General features: G+C 42.3%; 19 protein-coding genes. 2 read left to right on the top strand and 17 right to left on the bottom strand.

What is annotated here, in order from left to right:
- Positions 1 to 4 precede the first annotated feature (4 nt).
- The 6 genes from C6347_RS01425 to C6347_RS01400 form a co-directional block, all read right to left on the bottom strand.
- On the bottom strand, positions 5 to 601 hold the full coding sequence (locus C6347_RS01425; RefSeq protein ID WP_106071319.1) for a hypothetical protein: 597 nt from the start codon (positions 599 to 601) through the stop codon (positions 5 to 7).
- 180 nt (positions 602 to 781) lie between these two features.
- Entirely contained in the window at positions 782 to 1,036 is a 255-nt protein-coding gene (locus tag C6347_RS01420; RefSeq protein WP_008359596.1) for a hypothetical protein, read from the bottom strand.
- Between the two features lie 187 nt (positions 1,037 to 1,223).
- Positions 1,224 to 2,681: a sucrose-6-phosphate hydrolase gene (locus C6347_RS01415; RefSeq protein ID WP_106071318.1), complete on the bottom strand. Its 1,458-nt coding sequence runs from the start codon at positions 2,679 to 2,681 to the stop codon at positions 1,224 to 1,226.
- Between the two features lie 19 nt (positions 2,682 to 2,700).
- Positions 2,701 to 4,089 carry a sucrose-specific PTS transporter subunit IIBC gene (locus tag C6347_RS01410; RefSeq protein WP_060597546.1) on the bottom strand — a complete coding sequence of 463 codons (1,389 nt, stop codon included), beginning with the start codon at positions 4,087 to 4,089 and terminating at the stop codon, positions 2,701 to 2,703.
- A 254-nt stretch (positions 4,090 to 4,343) separates the two neighbouring features.
- Complete coding sequence (locus C6347_RS01405; protein WP_060597547.1) at positions 4,344 to 5,177, bottom strand: PRD domain-containing protein; 834 nt, start codon at positions 5,175 to 5,177, stop codon at positions 4,344 to 4,346.
- Positions 5,178 to 5,229: 52 nt separating this feature from the next.
- Positions 5,230 to 5,508: a hypothetical protein gene (locus C6347_RS01400; protein WP_060597548.1), complete on the bottom strand. Its 279-nt coding sequence runs from the start codon at positions 5,506 to 5,508 to the stop codon at positions 5,230 to 5,232.
- 500 nt (positions 5,509 to 6,008) lie between these two features.
- Here C6347_RS01400 and C6347_RS01395 point away from each other — a divergent pair, with 500 nt between their 5' ends.
- A complete protein-coding gene (locus C6347_RS01395) occupies positions 6,009 to 8,435 on the top strand; it encodes a S8 family peptidase (protein ID WP_106071317.1) in 2,427 nt (808 codons plus the stop codon).
- Positions 8,436 to 8,744: 309 nt separating this feature from the next.
- On the opposite strand, the gene C6347_RS01385 is transcribed toward C6347_RS01395, so the two are convergent.
- From C6347_RS01385 to C6347_RS01375, 3 genes are all read right to left on the bottom strand, one after another.
- Positions 8,745 to 9,749 (bottom strand): LLM class flavin-dependent oxidoreductase, encoded by a 1,005-nt coding sequence (locus C6347_RS01385; protein ID WP_181185420.1) that lies wholly within the window; start codon positions 9,747 to 9,749, stop codon positions 8,745 to 8,747.
- 54 nt (positions 9,750 to 9,803) lie between these two features.
- The gene (nfsA, locus tag C6347_RS01380; RefSeq protein WP_034660404.1) at positions 9,804 to 10,553 is read right to left on the bottom strand and encodes an oxygen-insensitive NADPH nitroreductase; all 750 of its coding nucleotides are present in this window, start codon (positions 10,551 to 10,553) and stop codon (positions 9,804 to 9,806) included.
- A gap of 110 nt (positions 10,554 to 10,663) precedes the next feature.
- On the bottom strand, positions 10,664 to 11,875 hold the full coding sequence (locus C6347_RS01375; protein WP_058013388.1) for an FtsW/RodA/SpoVE family cell cycle protein: 1,212 nt from the start codon (positions 11,873 to 11,875) through the stop codon (positions 10,664 to 10,666).
- 476 nt (positions 11,876 to 12,351) lie between these two features.
- Between C6347_RS01375 and C6347_RS01370 the strand changes: the two genes are divergently transcribed.
- Positions 12,352 to 12,618 (top strand): spore morphogenesis/germination protein YwcE, encoded by a 267-nt coding sequence (locus tag C6347_RS01370; RefSeq protein ID WP_003215279.1) that lies wholly within the window; start codon positions 12,352 to 12,354, stop codon positions 12,616 to 12,618.
- A 78-nt stretch (positions 12,619 to 12,696) separates the two neighbouring features.
- On the opposite strand, the gene qoxD is transcribed toward C6347_RS01370, so the two are convergent.
- The 8 genes from qoxD to C6347_RS01330 all read right to left on the bottom strand — a co-directional run bounded on the left by qoxD (position 12,697) and on the right by C6347_RS01330 (position 21,967).
- Entirely contained in the window at positions 12,697 to 13,077 is a 381-nt protein-coding gene (gene qoxD / locus C6347_RS01365; RefSeq protein WP_003215204.1) for a cytochrome aa3 quinol oxidase subunit IV, read from the bottom strand.
- A 1-nt stretch (position 13,078) separates the two neighbouring features.
- Positions 13,079 to 13,696 (bottom strand): cytochrome aa3 quinol oxidase subunit III, encoded by a 618-nt coding sequence (qoxC, locus tag C6347_RS01360; protein WP_007497820.1) that lies wholly within the window; start codon positions 13,694 to 13,696, stop codon positions 13,079 to 13,081.
- Positions 13,696 to 15,654 carry a cytochrome aa3 quinol oxidase subunit I gene (qoxB, locus tag C6347_RS01355; RefSeq protein WP_060597551.1) on the bottom strand — a complete coding sequence of 653 codons (1,959 nt, stop codon included), beginning with the start codon at positions 15,652 to 15,654 and terminating at the stop codon, positions 13,696 to 13,698. The genes qoxC and qoxB overlap by 1 nt, the downstream gene beginning before the upstream one ends.
- Before the next feature lie 27 nt (positions 15,655 to 15,681).
- Positions 15,682 to 16,638, bottom strand: a complete 957-nt coding sequence (gene qoxA / locus C6347_RS01350; protein WP_095285740.1) for a cytochrome aa3 quinol oxidase subunit II — start codon at positions 16,636 to 16,638, stop codon at positions 15,682 to 15,684.
- A 515-nt stretch (positions 16,639 to 17,153) separates the two neighbouring features.
- On the bottom strand, positions 17,154 to 18,236 hold the full coding sequence (locus tag C6347_RS01345) for a M24 family metallopeptidase (RefSeq protein ID WP_106030647.1): 1,083 nt from the start codon (positions 18,234 to 18,236) through the stop codon (positions 17,154 to 17,156).
- Positions 18,237 to 18,240: 4 nt separating this feature from the next.
- Positions 18,241 to 19,761, bottom strand: coding sequence for a UDP-glucose--hexose-1-phosphate uridylyltransferase (galT, locus tag C6347_RS01340; protein ID WP_060597553.1), 1,521 nt, complete (start codon positions 19,759 to 19,761; stop codon positions 18,241 to 18,243).
- 35 nt (positions 19,762 to 19,796) lie between these two features.
- A complete protein-coding gene (gene galE / locus C6347_RS01335; protein WP_106048054.1) occupies positions 19,797 to 20,789 on the bottom strand; it encodes a UDP-glucose 4-epimerase GalE in 993 nt (330 codons plus the stop codon).
- Complete coding sequence (locus C6347_RS01330; RefSeq protein ID WP_374955719.1) at positions 20,789 to 21,967, bottom strand: galactokinase; 1,179 nt, start codon at positions 21,965 to 21,967, stop codon at positions 20,789 to 20,791. Before C6347_RS01330 ends, galE begins: the two co-directional genes overlap by 1 nt.
- Positions 21,968 to 22,125 lie beyond the last annotated feature (158 nt).

Here is a 22,125-nt window from a genome sequence, read left to right as displayed (position 1 = left end):
TACATTAGGATTTAGGATACAACTGATGTAGATGACCTTTTTTTACACCTAAAATATATTTTACACCATTTACTTTACCTTCAACTTGCCCCGACCCATTTGCAGATATTTTAGACAGTTTAGTTCTATTTTGCTTAGCCACATTGATTGCAATATTTTCTATGTCTTTAATAGATAGTCTACTATCATAAAATGTTTGAGTTTTCTTTGCGGATCCATTCCAATATTTTGGGTGATGTCTTTCTAACATATGTTTCATATCATCTTTTGACAATTTGTACGTTTTTGAACCAGCTTTATAGGTTGCCCCTTTATAATTTTTCAAAGCATTCACAACTTTTGTTTTAGGCGCTTTTTTAAAAGTTTTAGATCCAACTTTGATTAATTTTGAACCACCTTGTAAAACAAGTCGACCTATCAATACCCAAAACGCATCTGCTTCTTTATACCCTATTTCTAAATTGTTAAAATCACCTAACGTCATCTCTATTTTAGATGATGTAGCATTTGATATTTCATTATTTTCCTTCAAATAAACAGATGGGGCGAACAAAGAGACAATTAAACTAAATAAAATTGCCACTGCTATTTTTTTTCGCAATATTACTACCTCTTTCTAAATTAAGATAAAATAAACATTATATATATATATTAACATATTTAGAAGTTATTTTTTAACTCTTCAATACAAAACAATGAATTAGGAACATCATGCATCTATAAACATATTAAAACAAAAAAGCATACCCGCACGCAGGTACACTCTTCCTTACACGAATACCTACTTTTGCTGATCAGATTCTTTCGCCATTTTTCGAATAAAGGCTTCAATGGATTCAACAAATAAGGCATATTCTTTCATTTGTTTATACGTATCTGACAGCTTCTCTTTTAATTCTTCCTGCTCTAGAGAAGGTTCACCGAGAATAGATTGGACTTGAATGAGCAATTCTTTATATTCTTCACGTTTATCTTCAACATGATCTGCCATTGTCTCCAAGCGTTTTCTAGTCGTCGGCTGCTGTTTTGAATTCAAGTAAACAACCCCTTTTTGTCCTACCGCATTTGGATAAACGTCAGCCTCAGCTGTATATATTTTAAAATGATACCATAATTCCACTTGTTATCATATATGTAAAACGTCATCAAACCGCTTCAGGCCACCCTTGTATATACATGTTATAGGTTCTAAGATACAGGCGGATTTCACTAGAAAAAGCAGATTATTGATCTGCTTTTCTTTGTAAATGCCATGTTTTTAGTTTAAGCTTTGTTTCATTTCTGCCACTGATCGAGATTGATTTATTTCCCGGGGAAGGAAAGTAACGAGCAGTAAATACTTCTCGGCCTCCGTTTACAAAAATCTCGATCGACGATGCATCGATAAAGATGTGAAGGTCGTGTAATTCCTCTATTGCTACTTCTCGAACTTCTTTTGATCGATCTTCAAATCGATCTCGCTCTAATGTTAATTTGCCTTCATCTTTATCATAAATGATACGGGCTGCCGCTCGAATACAGCATTCAAACCCTTTTTGTGTGTCAATTTGATCAATGAATACCTCTGCGCTTGTAATATCATCTACAGGAATCGATTGGACGGAGCGTTTGATATGAAAAACATTCTCTTGTTCATTGGTTCTCATCGCCTGGAGCTCAGTGACTGGTTTTTGAATCAGATGTCCGTTATCATCTAAACGCAGCTCTCTCGGGATCGTGAGGCAGTGTATCCATTGATACGAAATCGTTGGATGATGCTCTTCTCCTTGATCAGGCACCCCCATCCATCCGATTAAAAGACGTCTGCCTGATTCGTCTAGAAAGGTTTGCTGCGCATAGAAGTCAAAGCCGCGGTCCAGCTCCTCAAACGCTTCGTGTGTATATTGATAGGTATGATCATCCAATCTCCCAACAAAATAGCCTGATTGATGTGTATTATGATATTTTAAGCCATCCGGCTTGAGCCCCTGCGGGGACACAATCAATATATCCCGGCCATCTAATTCAAATAGATCTGGACATTCCCACATATAACCGAAATCCTCTAATCCATTTTTCCCACTGCCAGCAATCATGCCTTGAAACGTCCAATTGTCTAAAGTATCAGAGGTAAACAAGACGAGATTCCCTTTCAGGTTCAGGCTTTGTGCACCAAGAACCATGTACCACTGGCCATTTCGCTTCCATACTTTCGGATCACGAAAATGGGCGGTGAATCCTTCTGGCAGCGTCGCCACGACACCTTTTTTCTGAAAATGAATGCCATCTTCTGAAACAGCTAAACATTGATATGTCCCTCGGTTTCCTTGTTCATCGCGAACGTTTCCAGTGTACATCACATACATCTGTCCATCGTCAATGACTGCGCTGCCAGAATAACAGCCGTTTTGATCAAACCAATCACTTGGGGCAAGGGCGGCTTCCTCGTGCTGCCAATTCACTAGATCTGTCGATGTGTAATGGCCCCAAAATTTTGCGCCGTGTCCCGTTTTGAATGGCTGCCACTGATAAAAAACGTGGTAAACCCCTTTCCACTGAATCAACCCATTCGGGTCATTTAAAAGACCAACTGGCGGCATTAAATGAAAATGCTGACGGTACACATCTTTTTTCACCAAATGCTCATAGTTTCGAATACGGTCTGCTACCTTTTGACGAAGTGCTGCGTCAGTTGTTGTCATGACTGTGACCACTCCTTGATTATTTTTCTACTTCTTTTACTTTAAAGATGATGGTGAGAGTAAATGAAACAGCAACAGCGATTAACATACCAATCACATAATTCACCACATTCTGCACACCGTATGGCGCGGCAATCGCAATCATCGGAATACCCGTTAAACCATAGGCGTTGGCTGCAACCTTCGTGAAGACAACAAATGCCCCGCCTAATGCGCCTCCGATCATCGCGGCAATAAACGGCTTACGATAGCGGAGGTTGACACCGAATATGACAGGCTCGGTAATACCTAGGAAAGCTGAGAAAGCTGCAGGAAGTGCGATTTCTTTTGTTTTCGCGCGTTTCGTTAAGAAAAAGACAGCCAATCCCGCCCCGCCTTGAGCTACGTTGGACATGGCCCAAATTGGCAGCAAATAGTTACGCCCAATATCATTCAGCAGTCCTGCTTCAATCGCATGGAAGCTATGATGAACCCCTGTAAGAACAATGAGAGAGTAGGCACCTCCGAAAATGAGTCCTGCTAAGAAGCCTGCATGATCATAAATAAATGTCAATGCATTCGAAATTCCAGTACCGAGCATTCTTCCAAGCGGTCCAACTGCAATAAACGTCACAAATCCAGTCACAATCACCGTCACAAACGGGGTCACAAGTAAATCAATACTGTTCGGAACCACTTTTCTTAAATTCTTTTCAACAAGACACATGATATACACAGTCAATAAGACTGGAATGACTGTTCCTTGGTAACCAAGAAGAGCAATATCAAAATTGAATAAATGCATATACTCTGGTTTCGCATCCGTCAGCCCCCACGGGTTGAGCAGGTTCGGGTGAATCATAACCCCCCCAATAACGGCTCCTAAATACGGATTTCCACCAAACTCTTTCGCTGCACTGACCCCAATTAAAATCGGCAAAATGATAAAGGCTGCACTTGAGAACATATCAAGCATTTGGAAGATCGCAGAGCTTGGGTCAGCCCATTTGAAGGCTTTCATCATGCCTAATAGGCCCATTAATAAACCGCTTGCAACAATTGCTGGAATGATCGGTACAAAAATATTTGATAACGTCTTTGCAAAACGTGCAAGTGGATTCATTTTTTGTTTCACTGCTTCATCATGGCTGACAGGCTTTTGTTTCTCGTCTCCTGTCTCAAGACCAGTCTCACGAGCAAATGGTTCATATACTTTGTTGACTGCCCCCGTTCCAAAAATGATTTGGAATTGTCCCGAGCTTGAGAAAGCCCCCTTCACCCCTTCAAGTTCCTCAATGGCTTCTTTGTCAATCAGTTCCTCATCTTTTATCACCAATCTGAGTCTTGTTGCACAATGCGTGGCACTGATGACATTTTCTTTGCCGCCTAATCGTTTTGTTAATTCTTTGGCTGTTTTTTGATAATCCATGTTGTCTCCTCCTTTTTTAAAGCAAAAAAGACCTAAAATTCACCAACGATAAAAGGACATACACGTCCCCTCGTTACGCAAATTTTAGGTCTTGCCTGCCTGGCAGTCACAATCCCACGATATCAAATTTTGATTACGCTTTCATCATAGTATAAGAGTGAGACGTGCGTCAACCTCTTTTTTCGAATCAATTGACCCATATACACTAATAAGAGTAGTGTGCATAAAAAAAAGCCTGCATGCAGGCACAACCACTAAACCAATTCGGCATCCTGCAGACGCTGGACATGCAGCGTGATGTAGCCGATCTCCGATTCAGGGAGATGAAGTTCATATTCATTTTTCAACAAATCAGCGAGTCCACGTGCACACCGGTAAGCCAAATCATACTTTGTTTGGATAAAACTCAGCATGTCATCGTCCATGATTTGAAATGCCTCATTTGATTCCAACCTGCCTAATGCATACCTCAAATGTGTCACAAGCCGCTGATAGGAAATACTATCCTCATCAATTGAATGTTGAAAATAGCTTTCTATATGCTCGATCATTTCTTTGATCATCGTTGTATATTTCACGGTCTTTTTCATAGACTCCGTATTCATTTTGGCCGTATGAATATGGAGTGCCACATACCCTGCCTCATCGTCCGGCAGTTCAACCCCAAGCCGATCCTTTACATAACGAATGGCATACTTTCCAATATCATATTCCTGCTTATATAAGACTTTGATCTCACCAAGCAATTTATTATATAGCACAATGCCCTTTTGAATGCGCTCAATGGCAAAGGATAAATGGTCAGTCAGTGATATATGAATATGATCACTAAGCGGCATCATCAGTTCACCCTCTGCATAACTGATGATATGCTCTGCCACCTCAATATGCGCTTCTGGCAATGTCGCAAGAATTTGTTTGAATTTCTCATTTTCTTCACGCACAACAAAGATTTTCTCTATTTTTTGAACGGGAACGACGTCATTTTTCCCCTTCTGAAAAGCAATTCCAGGCCCCATCACAATTTTCTCCTGATCACCTTCCTTTACAACCACTGCATTGTTATTCAATATTTTATATATCTTCAAGGGGTATCCTCTCCCACCAGATAACGTTTCTTATGTGGGATTTTACCCTGTTTCATCTCCCATGTAAAGGTAAGAGCGGGCCAGCACGCGCCTCTCTCGCCGTCTTCTCATCAAGCATCATCAGACTTTGCTTAAACGGTTTCTCTGACCTGCGCTTCTTCTTCTTTTCTTCTGCCAGCTTCTCTAGCTCTCTCTCTTTCACGACTTGAAAGAACCTATCATCCACCGCGGCCGTCTGAAAACGTTGCTGCTTCATCATCACACCAGGATTCACAAGCACATTCATCATGAAACCAAACCATACACTCAACCAGTTTTTGAATTTCCTCACTGAACATCCCTCCGCTTTTCTTAGAATCTAGCAGTTCTAGCAAAACAACTGCTCCTATCATATCCCGAGAAAAAAGAGAGGTTTGTCACAATCTGGGTGAAAAAACAAACTAGTTTTCAGAAGTTTTGTTGAAAAGTGCAGAAGATCATCAAGTACGAGGATGTTTGAATAAAAATTTTATACACACTCTATCCAAAAGATAAGCACACCTTATCAACAGGGTTTATCCACATATCAACATCCCATTACTAGATTTTGTGTATGCGATTTTTTTATTTTCCATATATATATCTAAATAATTGAGTTATCAACAGGAGTTTGTGCATAAGTGAGACTTTATAAACAAAATAGTTCTTTATAACTATGTAAAATAAGACCATTTTAGTAAAGGAATTGTTTTCATCGTATTGAATACTTAATAACGGGCAGTGAATCTTTCCTATTTATCCACAAAAAGAAAGGCTATCTCCCTAAAAACACAGCTAGAAAGGGGAAAATTAATGAAAAAGGTCATCTCTCGTTCTTCTGTTCTATTGTTCTCCACTATTTTTATTTTATCCACATTCTTTACAGGTCAACAGGCTGCTGCCGCTCCATCGAACAAACAGGTGGAATTGGAAAAAGCAGAAATCTTCGGTGAAATCAATGTCAACTCTAGAAAACATACCACTGTTATTGTTGAATTAAAGGAAAAATCCTTAGTTGAAGCCAAGCAAGAAGGCAAAGCTCAAACAAAGGCCTCCCTCAAAAAATCTCGAACAAAAGTAAAAAATGCAGCACTCAAAGAAATTGATAAAGCGAGTGTTCGTCAAGAATATGAAAAAGTCTTCTCTGGTTTCTCTATGAAACTTCCTGCAAACGAAATTCCGAAGCTGCTCGCAGTTGACGGAGTAAAAGCCGTTTATCCGGATGTTACATATAAAACAGATGAAGTGAAAAAGGAAAGCATTCAGCTTCCAAATGAAGATGTCTCCCCTCTTATGGATAAAAGCGCTCCATTTATCGGTGCACCAAAAGCTTGGGATGCCGGCTACTCTGGAAAAGGGGTAAAAGTCGCTGTCATTGATACTGGAGTAGACTATACCCACCCTGATTTAAAAGGAAACTTTGGTTTATACAAAGGCTATGATTTTGTTGATAACGATTATTCTCCGCAAGAGACGCCTAAAGGAGACCCTAGAGGTGAATCGACAGACCATGGCACACACGTCGCAGGAACAATTGCTGCCAATGGACAAATTAAAGGTGTCGCAAAGGATGCCACACTTCTTGCGTACCGTGTACTTGGACCAGGCGGGTCTGGGACAACTGAGAACGTTCTTGCAGGCATCGACCGCGCTGTTACTGATGGAGCAGATGTCATGAACCTCTCTCTCGGAAACAGTGTGAATAACCCTGATTATGCCACAAGCATCGCACTCGATTGGGCCATGTCTGAAGGCGTTGTCGCTGTCACATCGAATGGAAACAGCGGACCGAACAGCTGGACAGTCGGTTCTCCCGGCACGTCAAGAGATGCCATTTCTGTCGGAGCAACTCAACTTCCGTACAGCCTTTATAGTGTGAAATTCCCGAACTATTCTACTGCAAAAGTGATGGGCTACTACCAAGAGAGTGATTTAAAAGCACTTGACCAAAAACAAGTCACACTCGTCCATGCAGGTATCGGTGACGAAAAAGCATTTGAAGACATCGATGTGAAAGGAAAGGTTGCCGTGATCGAACGAGGAGCTATTGCCTTTGTTGATAAAGTCGACAATGCAAAAGCTGCTGGTGCAATCGGCGTTGTGATGTATAACAACACCGATGGAGAAATTCCAGTCGATGTACCGGGTCTCGCTCTTCCTACGATTAAGCTTTCAAAAGCTGAAGGAACGGCGCTTGTCAAAGCCATTGAGGCTGGAAACAATACAACGACTTTCTCCATTCAATTTGTCAAAGAACTTAGTGAGCAAGTCGCTGACTTCTCATCTCGCGGACCAGTTGTGGATACGTGGATGATTAAGCCTGATTTATCAGCACCTGGCGTCAGCATTGTGAGTACGATTCCAACGCATAACCCTTCTCAGCCTTACGGATATGGCTCAAAGCAAGGAACAAGCATGGCTTCACCGCATGTGGCAGGGGTCGCAGCGATCATCAAGCAAGCAAAACCATCTTACTCAACTGAACAGATCAAAGCACTGATGATGAATACAGCAGAAAAACTATTTGACGCAAATGGCAGCCCATTCCCTCATAACACACAAGGGACAGGCAGTGTTCGAATCATCGAATCACTCCAAGCGTCATCTATCGTTTCTGATGCCAGCTATTCTTACGGCACTTTCTTGAAAGAAAAAGGCGTTCAAATCAAAACGAAGAAATTCAAGGTAGAAAACCTTTCAAAAGCACCGAAAACGTATACCATTGATTACAAATTCAATGGCAGCGGCATCAGCACAAACGGAACGAAAAAAATCACTGTCAAAGGGAATTCCACTGGGTCCTTTACTTCCGCGGTACAAGTGAAATACGGTAAAACCAAAAAAGGAACGTACCAAGGCAGCATTACCCTTCGTGAAAATGGCAGAAAGGTCACAGAGATTCCTACTTTATTGATTGTAAAAGAGCCTGATTATCCGCGCGTCACTTCGGTTTCCGTCGAGCCGGATAACCGTGCTGGAAGCTATGTCATTAGCAGCTATCTGCCTGGTGGCGCTGAGAACCTTGCATTTCTCGTCTACTCGACAGATGGAGAGTATTTAGGTGAAGCAGGTGTTTATCAACATGTAGATAAAGGAGAACACCGCGTAAAATGGAATGGCACGATCAATCAAGGTCAAAAGCTGGAACCTGGTGAGTATACAATGCTTGCGTATGCAAGTTTGAAAGGGAAATCAGACACTGTTCAAACGAAGGAACCCTTCGATATTTATCCTGAATAAACGTGAATCACAAGAAAAGCCTTGTATGAGCGGATTAGCTCATCAAGGCTTTTTGATTATATATGGAGGAAAGAGAGTCTGATGTTGATATTGCTATGGATCGTTTCTTTTTTGACTGCTTTTTTTCTAACGATCACTTTGGTGTATTTTTTCGAAACATCCTCGTCCTTTTCATCAACCATGCGAGCTGACGGTCTATGTGTCCTTCATTACCCGCTTAGTTTGCTGGTGACAGCCGCGTTTATTTTCATCATGATGCTCCTTTTCCACCTCTATTGGCTGCGTGGACGGTAAACAGACATACATACGTTATGCATCAAAGGCTTCTTTTAATAAACGATACGATGTGAGCCGGTCTTGCATGTGGTGAGTGATCGTCACAGCGATTACTTCATTTGTACGATACGCTTTCGCTAGTGCCGTCAGCTGCTTTTTCACAGAAGATGGCGTTCCAACCACCATCCTTTGACGATTGGCAGCCACTCGTTTTTGTTCATATGGACTGTAGGAATAAGCTTGTGCCTTTTCATATGAAGGAAAGCCCCCGAGGTTTTGCCCCTGTTCATTGGCGAGTAAGGATAAATCTAAGCTGACTGCCAGTTTTTCTGCCTGTTCCTCTGTTTCAGCACATAAAACGAAGACCGCAAGACTGACGCGCGGCTCATCACCGAATGCTGAAGGTTCGAACCGGTTGATGTATTGCTCCACAGAATCTTCTCCGCCTTCGCCATTGATAAATAGAGCAAACGTATAGCCTGCACCTGCTTTCGCCGCAAGTCTTGCACTCCCTCCAGAGGAACCAAGAATCCATACCTCTGGTGCAGTCTCTACCTTCGGAGAAGCGGTTAAATGGGGCAGCGGGTAAAATTCATCCGCTAGGTCGTGTAAATAGACCTTCAATTCTTCTACCTGCTCAGGATATTGATCACCTAGTCGTTTTCGTTCACCATGATGAAGGGCAATGGAGGAAATGGGCATACCACCAGGAGCACGTCCAATCCCAAGATCAATTCTGCCAGGAGCCAGTGCTTCGAGAACCCTGAAGTTCTCTGCTACTTTATAGGCACTATAGTGAGGCAGCATCACACCGCCTGAGCCAATACGTATATGTGACGTAACGGCTGATAAATGACCGAGAAGCACCTCTGGACTCGACCCTGCAAGCCGGTTTGAAAAGTGATGCTCTGATACCCAAAAACGGTGATAGCCCCACTTCTCTGCCTGCTTTGCCAATTCAACCGTTTGCTTCAATGCTTCAGCAGGTGTTGCATCTCCGATCAAAGGAGATTGATCCAGTATACTTAATTTCATCATGCTGCACCTCTTACAGAAATCCCCCTCTCTCAATCGAAAGGGGGGATGTCTTATTTATTTTCGATTAAAGCCCTTCTCTTTAACAAATTCTCCAAGGAAGGCACGCTTTGGCTGACTAAAGCCGCGAAGCATCTGCTTAGACCAAGTATCTTTTCTCTCTCCGTTTGTTCGTTCTTCATAATATGATGAAATACGATCATCGTATTCTTTTAAATAACGATCCACATGCGCTTCATCTTGCTGATATGCATTTTCATGATAAATGAGTTCAACTGGCAGCCGTTCCTTTTGTGACGATTGACTCGCTGGATGTCCGACAGCCAGACCAAATAACGGCAGCACATAAGATGGCGTTTCAAGTAATTCAGACACTTCTTTCAGTTGATTACGCAGACCGCCAATATAGCAGATCCCAAGTCCCATTGATTCTGCGGCTACACTCATATTTTGCGCAGCGAGCGCCGTATCAATGACGCTAATGAGAAAGGCTTCCGTATTCTCAAGCGCCTCCTGATGATTTTCCCCTGCTTTTTTTGCAATATCATCATGGCGTTTCAAGTCTGCACAGAAGACAAAGAAATGCCCATTCTTCTCAACGTATGGCTGATTCCCAGCCAGTTCAGCAAGCTTGGCTTTCTTCTCTTGATCTGTCACTCCAATAATACTATACGCCTGTACATAGCTTGATGTCGAAGCAGCCTGTGCACTTTTAATGAGTGTCAGCACCTCTTCTTCGGACAAACGCTCGTCTGTAAACGAACGGATGGACCGATGATTTAATATCGTTTCTATCGTTTTGTTCAATTCGAAGACCTCCTTCACTTGTACTATCATATGACAAAGACATATGGCTTTTCAAAAATTAAAACTCGCATGAAAAAAGACAGTCTATACTTAGACTGCCCTTACCCGTTTTATTTAAATAAATAACTTTGATATTTCGTTAATTGAACACTTGCGTTATAAGCAATCCCGAATCCAATAAGGACAGATAAGACAGAGCTTCCTCCGAAGCTGATAAATAGGAGCGGAATCCCTGTTACAGGCATCACGCCTATATTCATCCCAATGTTCTGGAACGTATGGATCACAATCAGTGCTGTATATCCTACACAGAAGAATGACGCAAACCGGCTATAAGGATGGATACGGTCGATCAGCACGACAAGCCGGTAGATCAAGAAGAAGAACATGATCACAACAAAAGCACAGCCGATAAAGCCAAAGGCTTCTCCTATAATGGAGAAAATCATATCTGTTTGTGCCTCTGGGACATAGACTTTTAAGTTTTTAACCCCATTCCCAAAAATCTGTCCAGCACCAATAGCCATAATGGCCTGGTCTACTTGATATTTATCAGACCCAGACGCATCCTGAGTCTGCGCTTGGTTGGCTGACGTAGAGCTATCAGGCAGCCAAGCGGTAATCCGGTTAATCTGATACTGCTGAATGCCAATTGTTTTCGCAACATCAGGGAAGAGAATGATCACGGCTAACACAGCGGCAACTAAAAGCACAACCACAGAACCGATGAGAGAAATCAGCTTCCAATTAACCCCTGATAAAAACACCATCACAACGACAATAAACATACAGACAGCTGCCGTACCTGCGTCCTGTAAGAAAATCAGTCCAACTGGAACGGCTGCTACACCGGCAATTTTTAATAGTAGGAAGATATCATCTTCTAATGTCCGTTTTCCTCTAGGGCTTGACTTACCGATGACAGATGCAAGCATCATAATCAAACCAATTTTCATAAACTCTGAAGGCTGAAGTGTCCCAATCCCTGGTATCACAAACCAGCTTTTTGCACCATTTTTAATTGGAGCAAAATCATGACCTCCGATTTGTGCAGGAGCGACTTTCAGAAAAAGTAACAACAGTATGCCACCTATAAAAATATAGAGGCTTAGCTTCTCTAATTGCTCCAAATCAAAGTAATTTATGGCTACAATACATATAACTCCGACCATGTAGTAAATAATCTGCCTCGTCCATGCATTAGATCCATACTGTCCAAATTGACCCGCAGCATAAATCGCAATGACACTGATGGCAAAGAAGGCTAAAAATATAAAAATTAAATCCCCTTGATAGTACGGAGATGTATTCTGCTTGTTCATGAACTAACCACCCTTATTACAAAACATAAAAGCCCTTATTTATATTAGATTGAATTTTTCACAAAAGCAACTCACCTTAAATATGACGGAAGATACATCCGAAAGGTTCCAATCATTTTTCAAAAAATGAAATACTTTTCATTCTAACAATAGGAAAAAATTCCTCTATACTCTTTCCATTCATCCGATCATGAGTCCTTTAAAAAGATTATTTTACAGATATTAAGGGGAAAATTCAATGACCTATGTGGCGATATGACAAGCAATTATCAAGCCAGCATAAGCTGTACGGAGAGAAAAGGAAAAAGCCACTTTCTACGGAATAAGGCCCATTTTCCAATTATTGAGTTTACTTCAAAGTCAATTGTGGTATAATACTTGTAACAAAATGTTCACAATATCTCCTAAAAACAGACACAATTGCATCCTGACCTCTCATTTGATTTGGATATCAACTTACAAAGGAGTTGGATACGATGGATATGTTCTTTGCGTACCTATGTATTGCAACGGCTACACCCCTGTTTTTATGGCTTGAAAACAGAAAAATTGCACTAGCTTCTATTCCACCCATTATGATTATGTGGATTTTCTTCGGTCTTTACATGACGAGCAGTTTATCTCCAGCAGGACATACCTTCATGATCGCATTCTTTGCCATTAACGTCATTTTGGCACACATTGCAGCGTTTCTCATTTATGGACTTCCATTCATTCGCAAAAGATTCAGCAGCACCAGATAAATCACGCACCACCTATTGGAGGCGTAATCAACATCATGATAAAAACCACTCACCTTTGAGGGATGAGTGGTTTTTTTATTATTTCTCTGAATGCTCAGACTGCTTTGGCGCAGAAGGTGAATAACCGTCTTTGCTGTTCTCTCCGTGGCTGTAGTGAGCCGCAAAGATCCAAACAGATCCGATAACGAAGATAATCGCACAAAACAGACCAAACAATGTATTTCCGACTTGAACAGTTCCGTTCTCGCTTTCTGTCATGTGCATAAACATGAATAGCTGCAAGAACGCTTGAATGAAAGCAAAACCAAAGATAATCCATAGTTTTGCAGAACTGCCAATTTCAGCTCCAATGGCAATCCAGAATGCTAAGATTGTTAGCACAATGGATAAGATGAAGCCAACTACGTGTTTCCAAGGGAAGTGTTCGTGCTCTGCTGAGGAATTTGTTTTTCCAGCCATATCACAAAAGCCCCCCTAATCCGATCAAGTAAACAGCTGTGAAGATGAAAATCCATACAACATCAAGGAAATGCCAGTATAGACTTGAGATAAAAATCTTCGCTGCTGTTTGTGGAGTTAATCCACGTTTTTTAATTTGGAACAAGACCCCGGTAATCCAGAAGATACCGATGGATACGTGTAGTCCGTGAGTTCCTAAGAGTACAAAGAATGCAGACCAATACGCACTTGTATGGATGCTCGCACCCTCATGTACATAATGGAAGAACTCGAAAATCTCAAAGCCAACGAAGCCTGCACCTAGAAGCAGTGTCAGAATCGTCCAAATGACAACCCCTTTTGTACTTCCACGGCGCATTTCATGAACAGCAATCCCGCATGTAAATGAACTAACCAATAGCAGGAATGTCATGATCAATACAAGCTTCATATCGAACAGCTCAGCTGGTAAAACGCCGCCAGCTGTTCTGCCATGAAGAACAAAGTAGGTCGCAAAAAGTGTTGAGAATAACACGATTTCCGCGCCAAGGAATATCCAGAAACCAAGGATGTTTAAACGTCCTGTTTCAGACTGATATTCAAGCGGTGCATTTGCATAGCTGCTATCATTATGTCCCATTACTTCTGCGCCTCCTTATTCTTTTTCTCTGTTTCAATCACTTCTTCAACAGGAATATAGTAGCCATCGTCATATTCAAATGAGCGTAAAATCATTGTTGCGAATACACCGATTAAGCCAATAATGCCAATCCAGTACCATTCAAATACAAGACCGAATGCACCAAGTCCGAAGAATGCAGACATGATGAGTGGTCTGCCTGAATTGTGCGGCATGTGAATTTTCTTGAATTCTTTTTCAGGATGAACGTCTACGTTGTTTTGCTTCCAATGATGGAATGCATCTGGTGTTGTCACTTCTGGAAGTGCTGCAAAGTTATAATGCGGCGGAATTGCAGAAGATGTCGCCCAGTCAAGAGTACGTCCATCTCCCCAGCTGTCTCCAGACACTTCACGTTTCGCGTGTCTCCAGCTGTAGTAGATGTTGTAGCAAAGGATGATGAATCCGATACCCATCATAAATGCACCAATTGTTGAAATAAAGTTTAGTGCAGTCCAGCCATCTTCTGGTCCATACGTATAAATACGTCTTGGCATTCCTTGCAGTCCTAAGAAGTACTGCGGGAAGAAACAGATGTTAAATCCGATCATGAATACCCAGAAGAACCATTTGCCGATTCTTTCGTTTAGCTTGTAACCAAACATTTTTGGATACCAGAAAACAAGACCAGCAAAACAAGCAAAGACAGTACCTGCGATTAATACATAGTGGAAGTGGGATACAAGGAAGTACGTGTTATGGTACTGGTAATCCGCAGCTGCCATCGCAAGCATAACCCCAGTGACACCACCGATAACGAAGTTCGGGATGAAACCAAGTGCCCAAAGCATTGGTGAAGTAAAGCTGATACGGCCTCGATACATCGTAAAGAGCCAGTTAAAGATTTTCACACCTGTTGGTACAGAAATCGCCATTGTTGTAATCGAGAAGAATGAGTTAACCGCTGCACTGTTCCCCATTGTAAAGAAGTGGTGAACCCACACAAGGAAACTAAGAACAGAGATTGCCACAATCGATACAACCATCGCTTTGTAACCAAACAGCTGTTTTCTTGAGAACGTCGCAAAGATTTCTGAGAAAATACCGAAAGCCGGCAGGATGACGATATATACCTCAGGATGTCCCCAAATCCAGAAAAGGTTCGCCCAAAGCATTGGCATACCGCCTGCTTCGAGTGTAAAGAATGCAGAACCGAATAAACGATCAAATGTCATAAGTGCTAAAGCAACTGTTAATACAGGGAATGCGAATACGATGATGACAGACGTAATCAATGTTGTCCATGTAAACATTGGCATACGCATAAGCGTCATACCTTTTGTACGCATTTTTAAGATGGTCACCATGAAGTTAATACCAGTCATAAGTGTACCAATACCTGCAATTTGGAGCCCGAGCAAGTAATAGTTCTGTCCAGGACCTGGTGAGAAATCATTTCCGGCTAGCGGCATGTAACTCGTCCAGCCTGCACTTGGTGATCCTCCAATGACGAAGGAAATGTTGAACAACATCGCTCCAACCATGAATGTCCAGAAGCTAAGGTTGTTCAAATAAGGGAATGCAACGTCACGTGCACCAATTTGAAGAGGAACAACGACGTTGATTAAACCAATTAAAAATGGCATCGCCATGAATAGAATCATGATCGTACCATGCGTTGTGAAAATTTCATTATAGTGGTTGGAATCTAAAAACGTATTATTAGGAAGCGCCAGCTGCGCGCGCATCATCAGTCCGTCTACCCCACCGCGGAAGAACATAATCACAGCAGCAAGGATATACATGATCCCAAGCTTTTTATGATCAACTGATGTTAGCCATTCTTTCCAGAGCCATTTCCACTTTTTAAAGTAGGTTAAAACAAACACGATAGCAATGGAAGTAAGAGCGATAGAAATTTGCGCACCAAGAATTAATGGGTCTCCAGTTACAAAAAACTCATCCCATTTCAAATGCATAACGGCCTCCTCCTTTCCTTAGTCAGTTTATTCATTATCTAGTTTTCTTTTATAGTTCTTCACATTCTCGAAAGGATCTGTTTTGGAATGCGGAGAAACTGATTGGTAACCTAAACGTTTGCGTGCTTGGAGTGCGTATTCAGAATCCTCTCCATGCTTCGCAAAGGATAAATGTGTTGATGAGAATGTCTGCACATCTGCAGCATCCGGAAGCATCAAGTAGTCATACGTTTTCTTCGTTAACTTTGGTGCTTCTTTCTTCGTTTTGCTTACCCATTTATCATAGTCAGACTGCGTCATCGCATTGACTTTGAATTTTTGCTGAGCAAAGCCCTCGCCTGTGAAGTTGGCGTTTCTTCCTTCATATGTGCCAACTTGATCAGCTTGAAGATATTGTTCCATCTCCATTCCAGCCATCGCATACTTCTCCCCGCCTAGCTGAGGAATCCATAGTGATGCCATTGTATCAGCGGAAGTGATTTTGAATAAAACCGGCTGATCTTTTGGAATGTTTAAGTAGTTCACTGTCTCAATATTTTCCTCTGGATAGCTAAAGATCCATTTCCAATCAACAGCTGTAGCATAAACGACAAGTGGATCTTTATGGCTTGTTGCTTGAGGTGCCTCTTCCAAAGAGTAAATTGTTTTTACAGTTGGAACCGAAAGGGCAGCAACGATTAATATTGGGATCACTGTCCAGATAACTTCTAGAAGCGTATTCCCGTGTAGTTCTGGGTTATAAGAGGCGTTTCCAACGTCCTTACGCTCACGGTATTTAACCAAAATGATGGTAAACAGTACAAATACCGCACCAACGATAAAGAGCATGAATCCGATGGATAAAAGGATTAAGTCTTTTTGTTGTGCTGCGACAGGTCCTTTAGGATCTAAAACAGCGATATTGCTGCAACCTCCTAATAAAAAAACACTCACGAGCATCGCTAATAAAAGCATAGGTTTAATGGCTCTGAACAAGAAGATCACCATCCTTCCTTAGATAATGTATAAATTGCTGAATAATTGTGAAAAGCCATCTGCCTTCGAAAACTTTTCTTCCCTTTGTAATGCTATCAAAATCTGTTAGAGTTAGCTTCCCTTTTTTCAAAAGTTCATTTATTTTTCAACAGATTTCTATTAAAATGTCATAAATTCGACATAAATTTATATTATTGCACACACAATAAATTTCTAGGATTTTGAAAAGTTGAGAGTTGAAGGCAAAGGACAAACAATCAAGAACTTTGTCAAATTTAGGTTTACCACAATAAAAAAGTTTGGTCGAATTTCAATTTAACTTAATGAAATTTTATCTAGGTAAACAATTTTGAAATAGGTATCCCCACATTTAACAAAAACCTTACTCATTTTAACGCAAGTTCACAAGAAAAGAAAGTATCGATTCTCTGCGATACGCTGTAAGAATTGGTAGTGATGCTGAATTAATGGAATCTCGCTAAAGACTTCCAGCAAAAAACCGGCTCAGCGCCGGCACTCTGCATTTATTCATCTCTCACTAAGATGTCAGGTCGTCTATAGATCTCTCCCTCATGTTCAATGTCCATGTACGTCCACTTGCCTGTATAGGTTAAAAAGCGGTTGCCCTCTTTTTCTACTACTATCGTATCCTCTGATTTCAGTCCAGGCAATGAAGGATTCCACGTAAACACTTGATGCAGCTGAATTTCTTCCTTCGATGAGGGAACAGCAATGATTTCCCTAGATACAAATCCCGTCTTTCCCCCTTGATGAAGCTTTTTCCAGCTATCAGGGAAGCCCTCTTTTTCATACTGAGCAATACCTGCTTTCAGTACATCTCCTAATGTTTTACCAGGACGTGTGGCGGCATTCATGACTGTATCAATTCGTGCAAGCCGCTCTTTGTTCTCTTCAAGCTCCTTTGGAAGCTGACCAAAGTAAACAGACCTTGTGACATTCGCTACGAGCCCGTGCCGTTCTGCACAGAGGACAACAAGCGCGTGCTTTTGAAGTGCTTTCTCTGTTGGAATCGGGTGACGGTATTGATGGATCCGGTCATCCGTTGCCACAAGCAGGACTTCTATCGTCATCCCTTGTGCAATGGCTCTTTGAGCAATAAGCGAAGCAATTTCGTGTTCGGTCTGCCCTGGCACGATTTCTTGACAGACACTTTCTACAATGACCGCTGTTTCATGACAAAGGATTTCATATTGACTGAGCAGCGAGGCAGTAAGGATCGATCGAACATGTGACAAATCCGGCTCGATCCATTCGAATCCATCCATTTGAATGTCCGCCCCAATTCGTTTACCTTTTGTGAGTTCTTGAATGTAGGGGGTCTCATCCTCATACCAATCCATTGTGACCACCTGAAAGGGATGATCGACATACGCCATTTCCTCTTCAATGATCCGCTTTTCTTCCATTTGATTCACAATGAGGACGAGGTCGTCTTTTAAGACGAGCAGCTGGCACACGCCCTCTGGCGTATTTAACACAATGTGATTCCTTCTTCCGCCTGTCAGCCAGGAGAAGTTATTTCGCTTTTGAATCAAGACACCATCAAGCTGCTTTTCTTCCATTAGCTCTCTTACTTGTTCAATCATCTAATCACCTGCCTGTATGAAGTGTTTGAATGAAACGGTTAAAAGCTGTTTTCCCTTGCTCAGTTCTTTTAAACACACCCGCCTGCGAGAGAATTCGAGAAAAAATAGAGCCAATTTCTTGTTGTAAAATGGTTTCGGTATTGTCCTCTGTAAAGGTGTTCTCTTCAAGCAGTCGCTTTGCCCATGTTTCGTGTTTCATGATAGCAGGACGGGCTTTGATTTCTTCAAGAGGACTTTCGGATAGCAATGCCTCTTTTAATTGGCTTAACTCCTCTGCTAATCTGCCAGGAAGGACAGCAAGGCCCATGACTTCAATTAATCCGATATTCTCTTTTTTAATATGGTGGACTTCTTCGTGCGGATGGAAAATGCCGTCTGGGTGCCGCTTGTCTGTACGGTTATTACGCAGCACTAAATCTAATTCATAGTCATCCCCGTGGCGTCGCGCAATAGGTGTAATGGTATTGTGCGGAGTCTCTCCTGTATGAGCGATCAGCCCCACCTCTTCATCTGAATACAATTTCCACTCATGTAAGATAAAGTCTGCAGCGTCCGCGAGCGACTGCCGCTCGCTGCTTCGAAGGCGGATCACAGACATCGGCCATTTCACAATGCCAGCTCGCACATCCGGAAAGGCTTTGAGAGAAAAGACTTCTTCCATCTCTGCTTTCGCCATCGGAAATTCATGTGCACCGCCCTGAAAATGGTCATGACTTAATATACTGCCTCCGACAATCGGAAGGTCGGCGTTCGACCCGATGAAATAGTGCGGGTATATAGATATGAAGGAAAGCAGTCGTTCAAAGGTTTTTTTGGTGATGCTCATTGGCTCATGTTTACCTTTGAACACTATGCAGTGCTCGTTGTAATACACATAAGGTGAAAATTGCAGAAACCACGATTCACCTGAGAGTGTCACAGGAATAATCCGGTGATTCTGTCTCGCTGGATGGTTGATCCGCCCCTCGAAGCCAACGTTTTCTTTACAAAGGAGACAAAGAGGGTATTGCTTTTGACTGAGCTTCTTAGCTTCAGCGATGGCTTTGGGGTCCTTTTCCGGTTTTGATAGATTAATGGTGATCTCCAGCACACCATCGTCTGTTGGTGTAAACCACTGTACATTTTTGGCGATCCTGCCTGTATGAATATAGTGGGCATGCTGCTGCATCGCATAGAACCAGCTTGTAGCTGCCTCTGGTCCCTCATGTTGGCGTTTTTCTTCAAACTTCGCATAGATGACACTTGGAGGTGCCACCAAGCAGCCCATGATTTTCGCATCTAGTAAATCACGATACGTATCCGTCCCCTCAGGAATAAGGCCTGTTTCTACTGCCCAATCCAGCATCGGCATTAAAATGTCTTCAAGGTCTCCTTCTCCTGAGACTGTTCTTGCTTCAGCGTCATCGAGCCCGAGCACCTCAAGCAGCCGATTTCTCGTATAATCGATATCTAGTGATGTCATCAGCTCTTTATTGATCCCGTATTGAATCAGCTGTTCCAATTTTTCAAAAATATCAATCGCCATTCCCTCTGTCCCCTCTCTTGCCTGCCTGTTACGCTTTATTCACTTTGGTAGCCATCTGGATGCTTCTGAAACCAATCCCACGCGCTCTGAATGATCGTGTGAAGGTCAGCATATTGAGGTGTCCATCCCAATTCTTGCAGCGCTTTTTCAGAAGAAGCAATCAGCTTTGCTGGATCTCCCGCGCGTCTTTTTGCCACTTGTGCCGGGATGGCATGCCCCGTGACTTTTCTGACAGCTTCTACGACCTGCTTCACGGAGAAACCTGTTCCATTCCCTAAGTTGTAGGTAGCACTACCTTTTCCTGCACGCAGCCGATCAACGGCTAAGATGTGTGCCTCTACTAAGTCCATCACATGAATGTAATCTCTAATACACGTGCCGTCCTCTGTCTCATAATCATCACCGTAAATCTTGATCTGATCCCGTTTTCCTAAAGCAACTTGCAGAATAATTGGAATGAGATGTGTTTCAGGCTGATGATCCTCTCCGACAAGTCCTTCTGTATGGGCACCAGCTACATTAAAGTACCGAAGCACCACGTATTCTATTCCATACGCTTGCTCAGACCACTTCAGCATTTTTTCAATCGCTAATTTTGTTTCTCCATAAGGATTCGTTGGGTTCGTTTCATCCGTTTCAACGATCGGCACGCGCTTAGGTTCACCGTATGCAGCAGCAGTTGAAGAAAAGACGATGTGTTTCACATCAAATTCATTCATTATTTGTAGTAAAGCGGTTGCTCCGCCGACGTTGTTGTCATAGTACTTAAGCGGGTCTGTCACACTCTCCCCGACAAGTGAATCTGCCGCAAAGTGCATGACCGCTTCTATTTGATGCGTTTTGAAAACCTGTCTTAAAAAGACGTGATCCCGTAAATCTCCCTCTTCTAAGACAGCTCCTTCCAAAACAGCTTCTTTGTGGCCTGTCTGCAAATTATCCACTACCACTACTCGTTCGCCTTTCGCTAGAAGAGCCGCCACCGCATGACTGCCTATGTACCCTGCTCCTCCACAAACTAAAATTGTCATCACACTTCCTCCTTTGTGAGTTCTCTTGCGCCGCCTCCAATTCCAGCTGTGTAAAAAGAGGCTTGAATGCCTGTTTTCTCTTGATATATCGCACCAGTTTCTTCTATAAATGAACCCAGCAGTTCTTCTTTCACAATGCTGATCGTGCATCCGCCAAAGCCTGCACCTGTCATACGGGAGCCAATCGTCCCCGGGTGCCGCCAAGCTGCTTCAGCCAGTGCATCTAGTTCAAGTCCTGTTACTTCATAATCATTCTTTAAAGAAAGATGAGAAGCCTTCATGAGCCCACCTAGTTCTTCCATTTTATCATCTTTCAGAAAATTTACTGCTTTCATCGTCCGCTCGTTTTCCGTCACGACATGTCTTGCCCGTTTGCGGCATATGTCATCTTCAATCAAGTGGGCATGTGCTGCAAATTCATCCGCAGTGAGCTCACATAAGTAGGTGATGTCGATTTTTTTCCGAAGATCATTTAAAGCTGATTGACACTCTGCCCGGCGCTCATTGTATTTGGAATCAGCCAGTGTCCGCTTTTTATTTGTATTGGCGATGACAAGCGCCAGTCCCTCTTGCCGAAAAGGACTGTATTCAAAGGCAAGGGTGTCACAATTGAGCAAAATGGCGTGATCTTCCTTTCCAAGGGAAATCGAAAACTGATCCATGATCCCGCAATTGACGCCAATAAATTCATTTTCTGCACGCTGTGAGAGGAGGGCAAGACGGGCATTTGAAACGCTGAATGAATGCCATTCGTTGATGAGAACAGCGGTGACAAGCTCAATGGAGGCAGAGGAAGACAGACCTGCGCCATTTGGAATATTGCCGCTGTACACAATGTCAAAGCCTTCTTCTATCTTCATCCCTGCTTCTATAAACTGATTGAACACACCCTTCGGATAATTCGCCCAGCCGTCCGATTCCACGTAAGCGATTTCATAAAGGTTGAATTCTTTCACACCATCGCTATCAAAGTTCAAGGAATACATTCTCACGCGGCCATCTGAACGCTTCGCACAAGCAGCATACGTTCCGAGAGTAAGTGCGCATGGAAACACATGGCCTCCATTGTAATCTGTATGTTCACCAATCAAGTTCACTCTTCCTGGGGCAAAAAAATAGCGAAGTTCTTCTCCATCTCCAAATTGCTGGTGAAATGCCGCGCGTAACGTCTCGATCATATCCATTCCCCTTTTCTCTTCTGATACTTTTATTTTAGTTGTCCCAGCTGCATCAGTTCAATGGTAAAAAAACCGTTAAAAAATACCCTTTTTTTGCTGTGAATGGTACGATGTGATATGAGGTGTAACATGATTCTAAATAGAAAAAGGTTGTTTTT

It is taken from the genome of Bacillus sp. NMTD17 (assembly GCF_002998735.1).
GTDB lineage: Bacteria > Bacillota > Bacilli > Bacillales > Bacillaceae > Bacillus.
Note: the sequence above shows the minus strand (reverse complement) of the source record. Positions and strands in the feature narration are given on the sequence as shown.

What these genes read in the sequence shown, in the direction of transcription:
- C6347_RS01415 (WP_106071318.1), bottom strand. Translation starts at nt 2,681, where the DNA reads ATGACAACAACTGACGCAGCACTTCGTCAAAAGGTAGCAGACCGTATT.
- C6347_RS01410 (WP_060597546.1), bottom strand. Translation starts at nt 4,089, where the DNA reads ATGGATTATCAAAAAACAGCCAAAGAATTAACAAAACGATTAGGCGGC.
- C6347_RS01395 (WP_106071317.1), top strand. Translation starts at nt 6,009, where the DNA reads ATGAAAAAGGTCATCTCTCGTTCTTCTGTTCTATTGTTCTCCACTATT.
- C6347_RS01385 (WP_181185420.1), bottom strand. Translation starts at nt 9,749, where the DNA reads ATGATGAAATTAAGTATACTGGATCAATCTCCTTTGATCGGAGATGCA.
- C6347_RS01375 (WP_058013388.1), bottom strand. Translation starts at nt 11,875, where the DNA reads ATGAACAAGCAGAATACATCTCCGTACTATCAAGGGGATTTAATTTTT.
- C6347_RS01370 (WP_003215279.1), top strand. Translation starts at nt 12,352, where the DNA reads ATGGATATGTTCTTTGCGTACCTATGTATTGCAACGGCTACACCCCTG.
- qoxD (WP_003215204.1), bottom strand. Translation starts at nt 13,077, where the DNA reads ATGGCTGGAAAAACAAATTCCTCAGCAGAGCACGAACACTTCCCTTGG.
- qoxC (WP_007497820.1), bottom strand. Translation starts at nt 13,696, where the DNA reads ATGGGACATAATGATAGCAGCTATGCAAATGCACCGCTTGAATATCAG.
- qoxB (WP_060597551.1), bottom strand. Translation starts at nt 15,654, where the DNA reads ATGCATTTGAAATGGGATGAGTTTTTTGTAACTGGAGACCCATTAATT.
- C6347_RS01345 (WP_106030647.1), bottom strand. Translation starts at nt 18,236, where the DNA reads ATGATTGAACAAGTAAGAGAGCTAATGGAAGAAAAGCAGCTTGATGGT.
- galT (WP_060597553.1), bottom strand. Translation starts at nt 19,761, where the DNA reads ATGGCGATTGATATTTTTGAAAAATTGGAACAGCTGATTCAATACGGG.
- galE (WP_106048054.1), bottom strand. Translation starts at nt 20,789, where the DNA reads ATGACAATTTTAGTTTGTGGAGGAGCAGGGTACATAGGCAGTCATGCG.
- C6347_RS01330 (WP_374955719.1), bottom strand. Translation starts at nt 21,967, where the DNA reads ATGATCGAGACGTTACGCGCGGCATTTCACCAGCAATTTGGAGATGGA.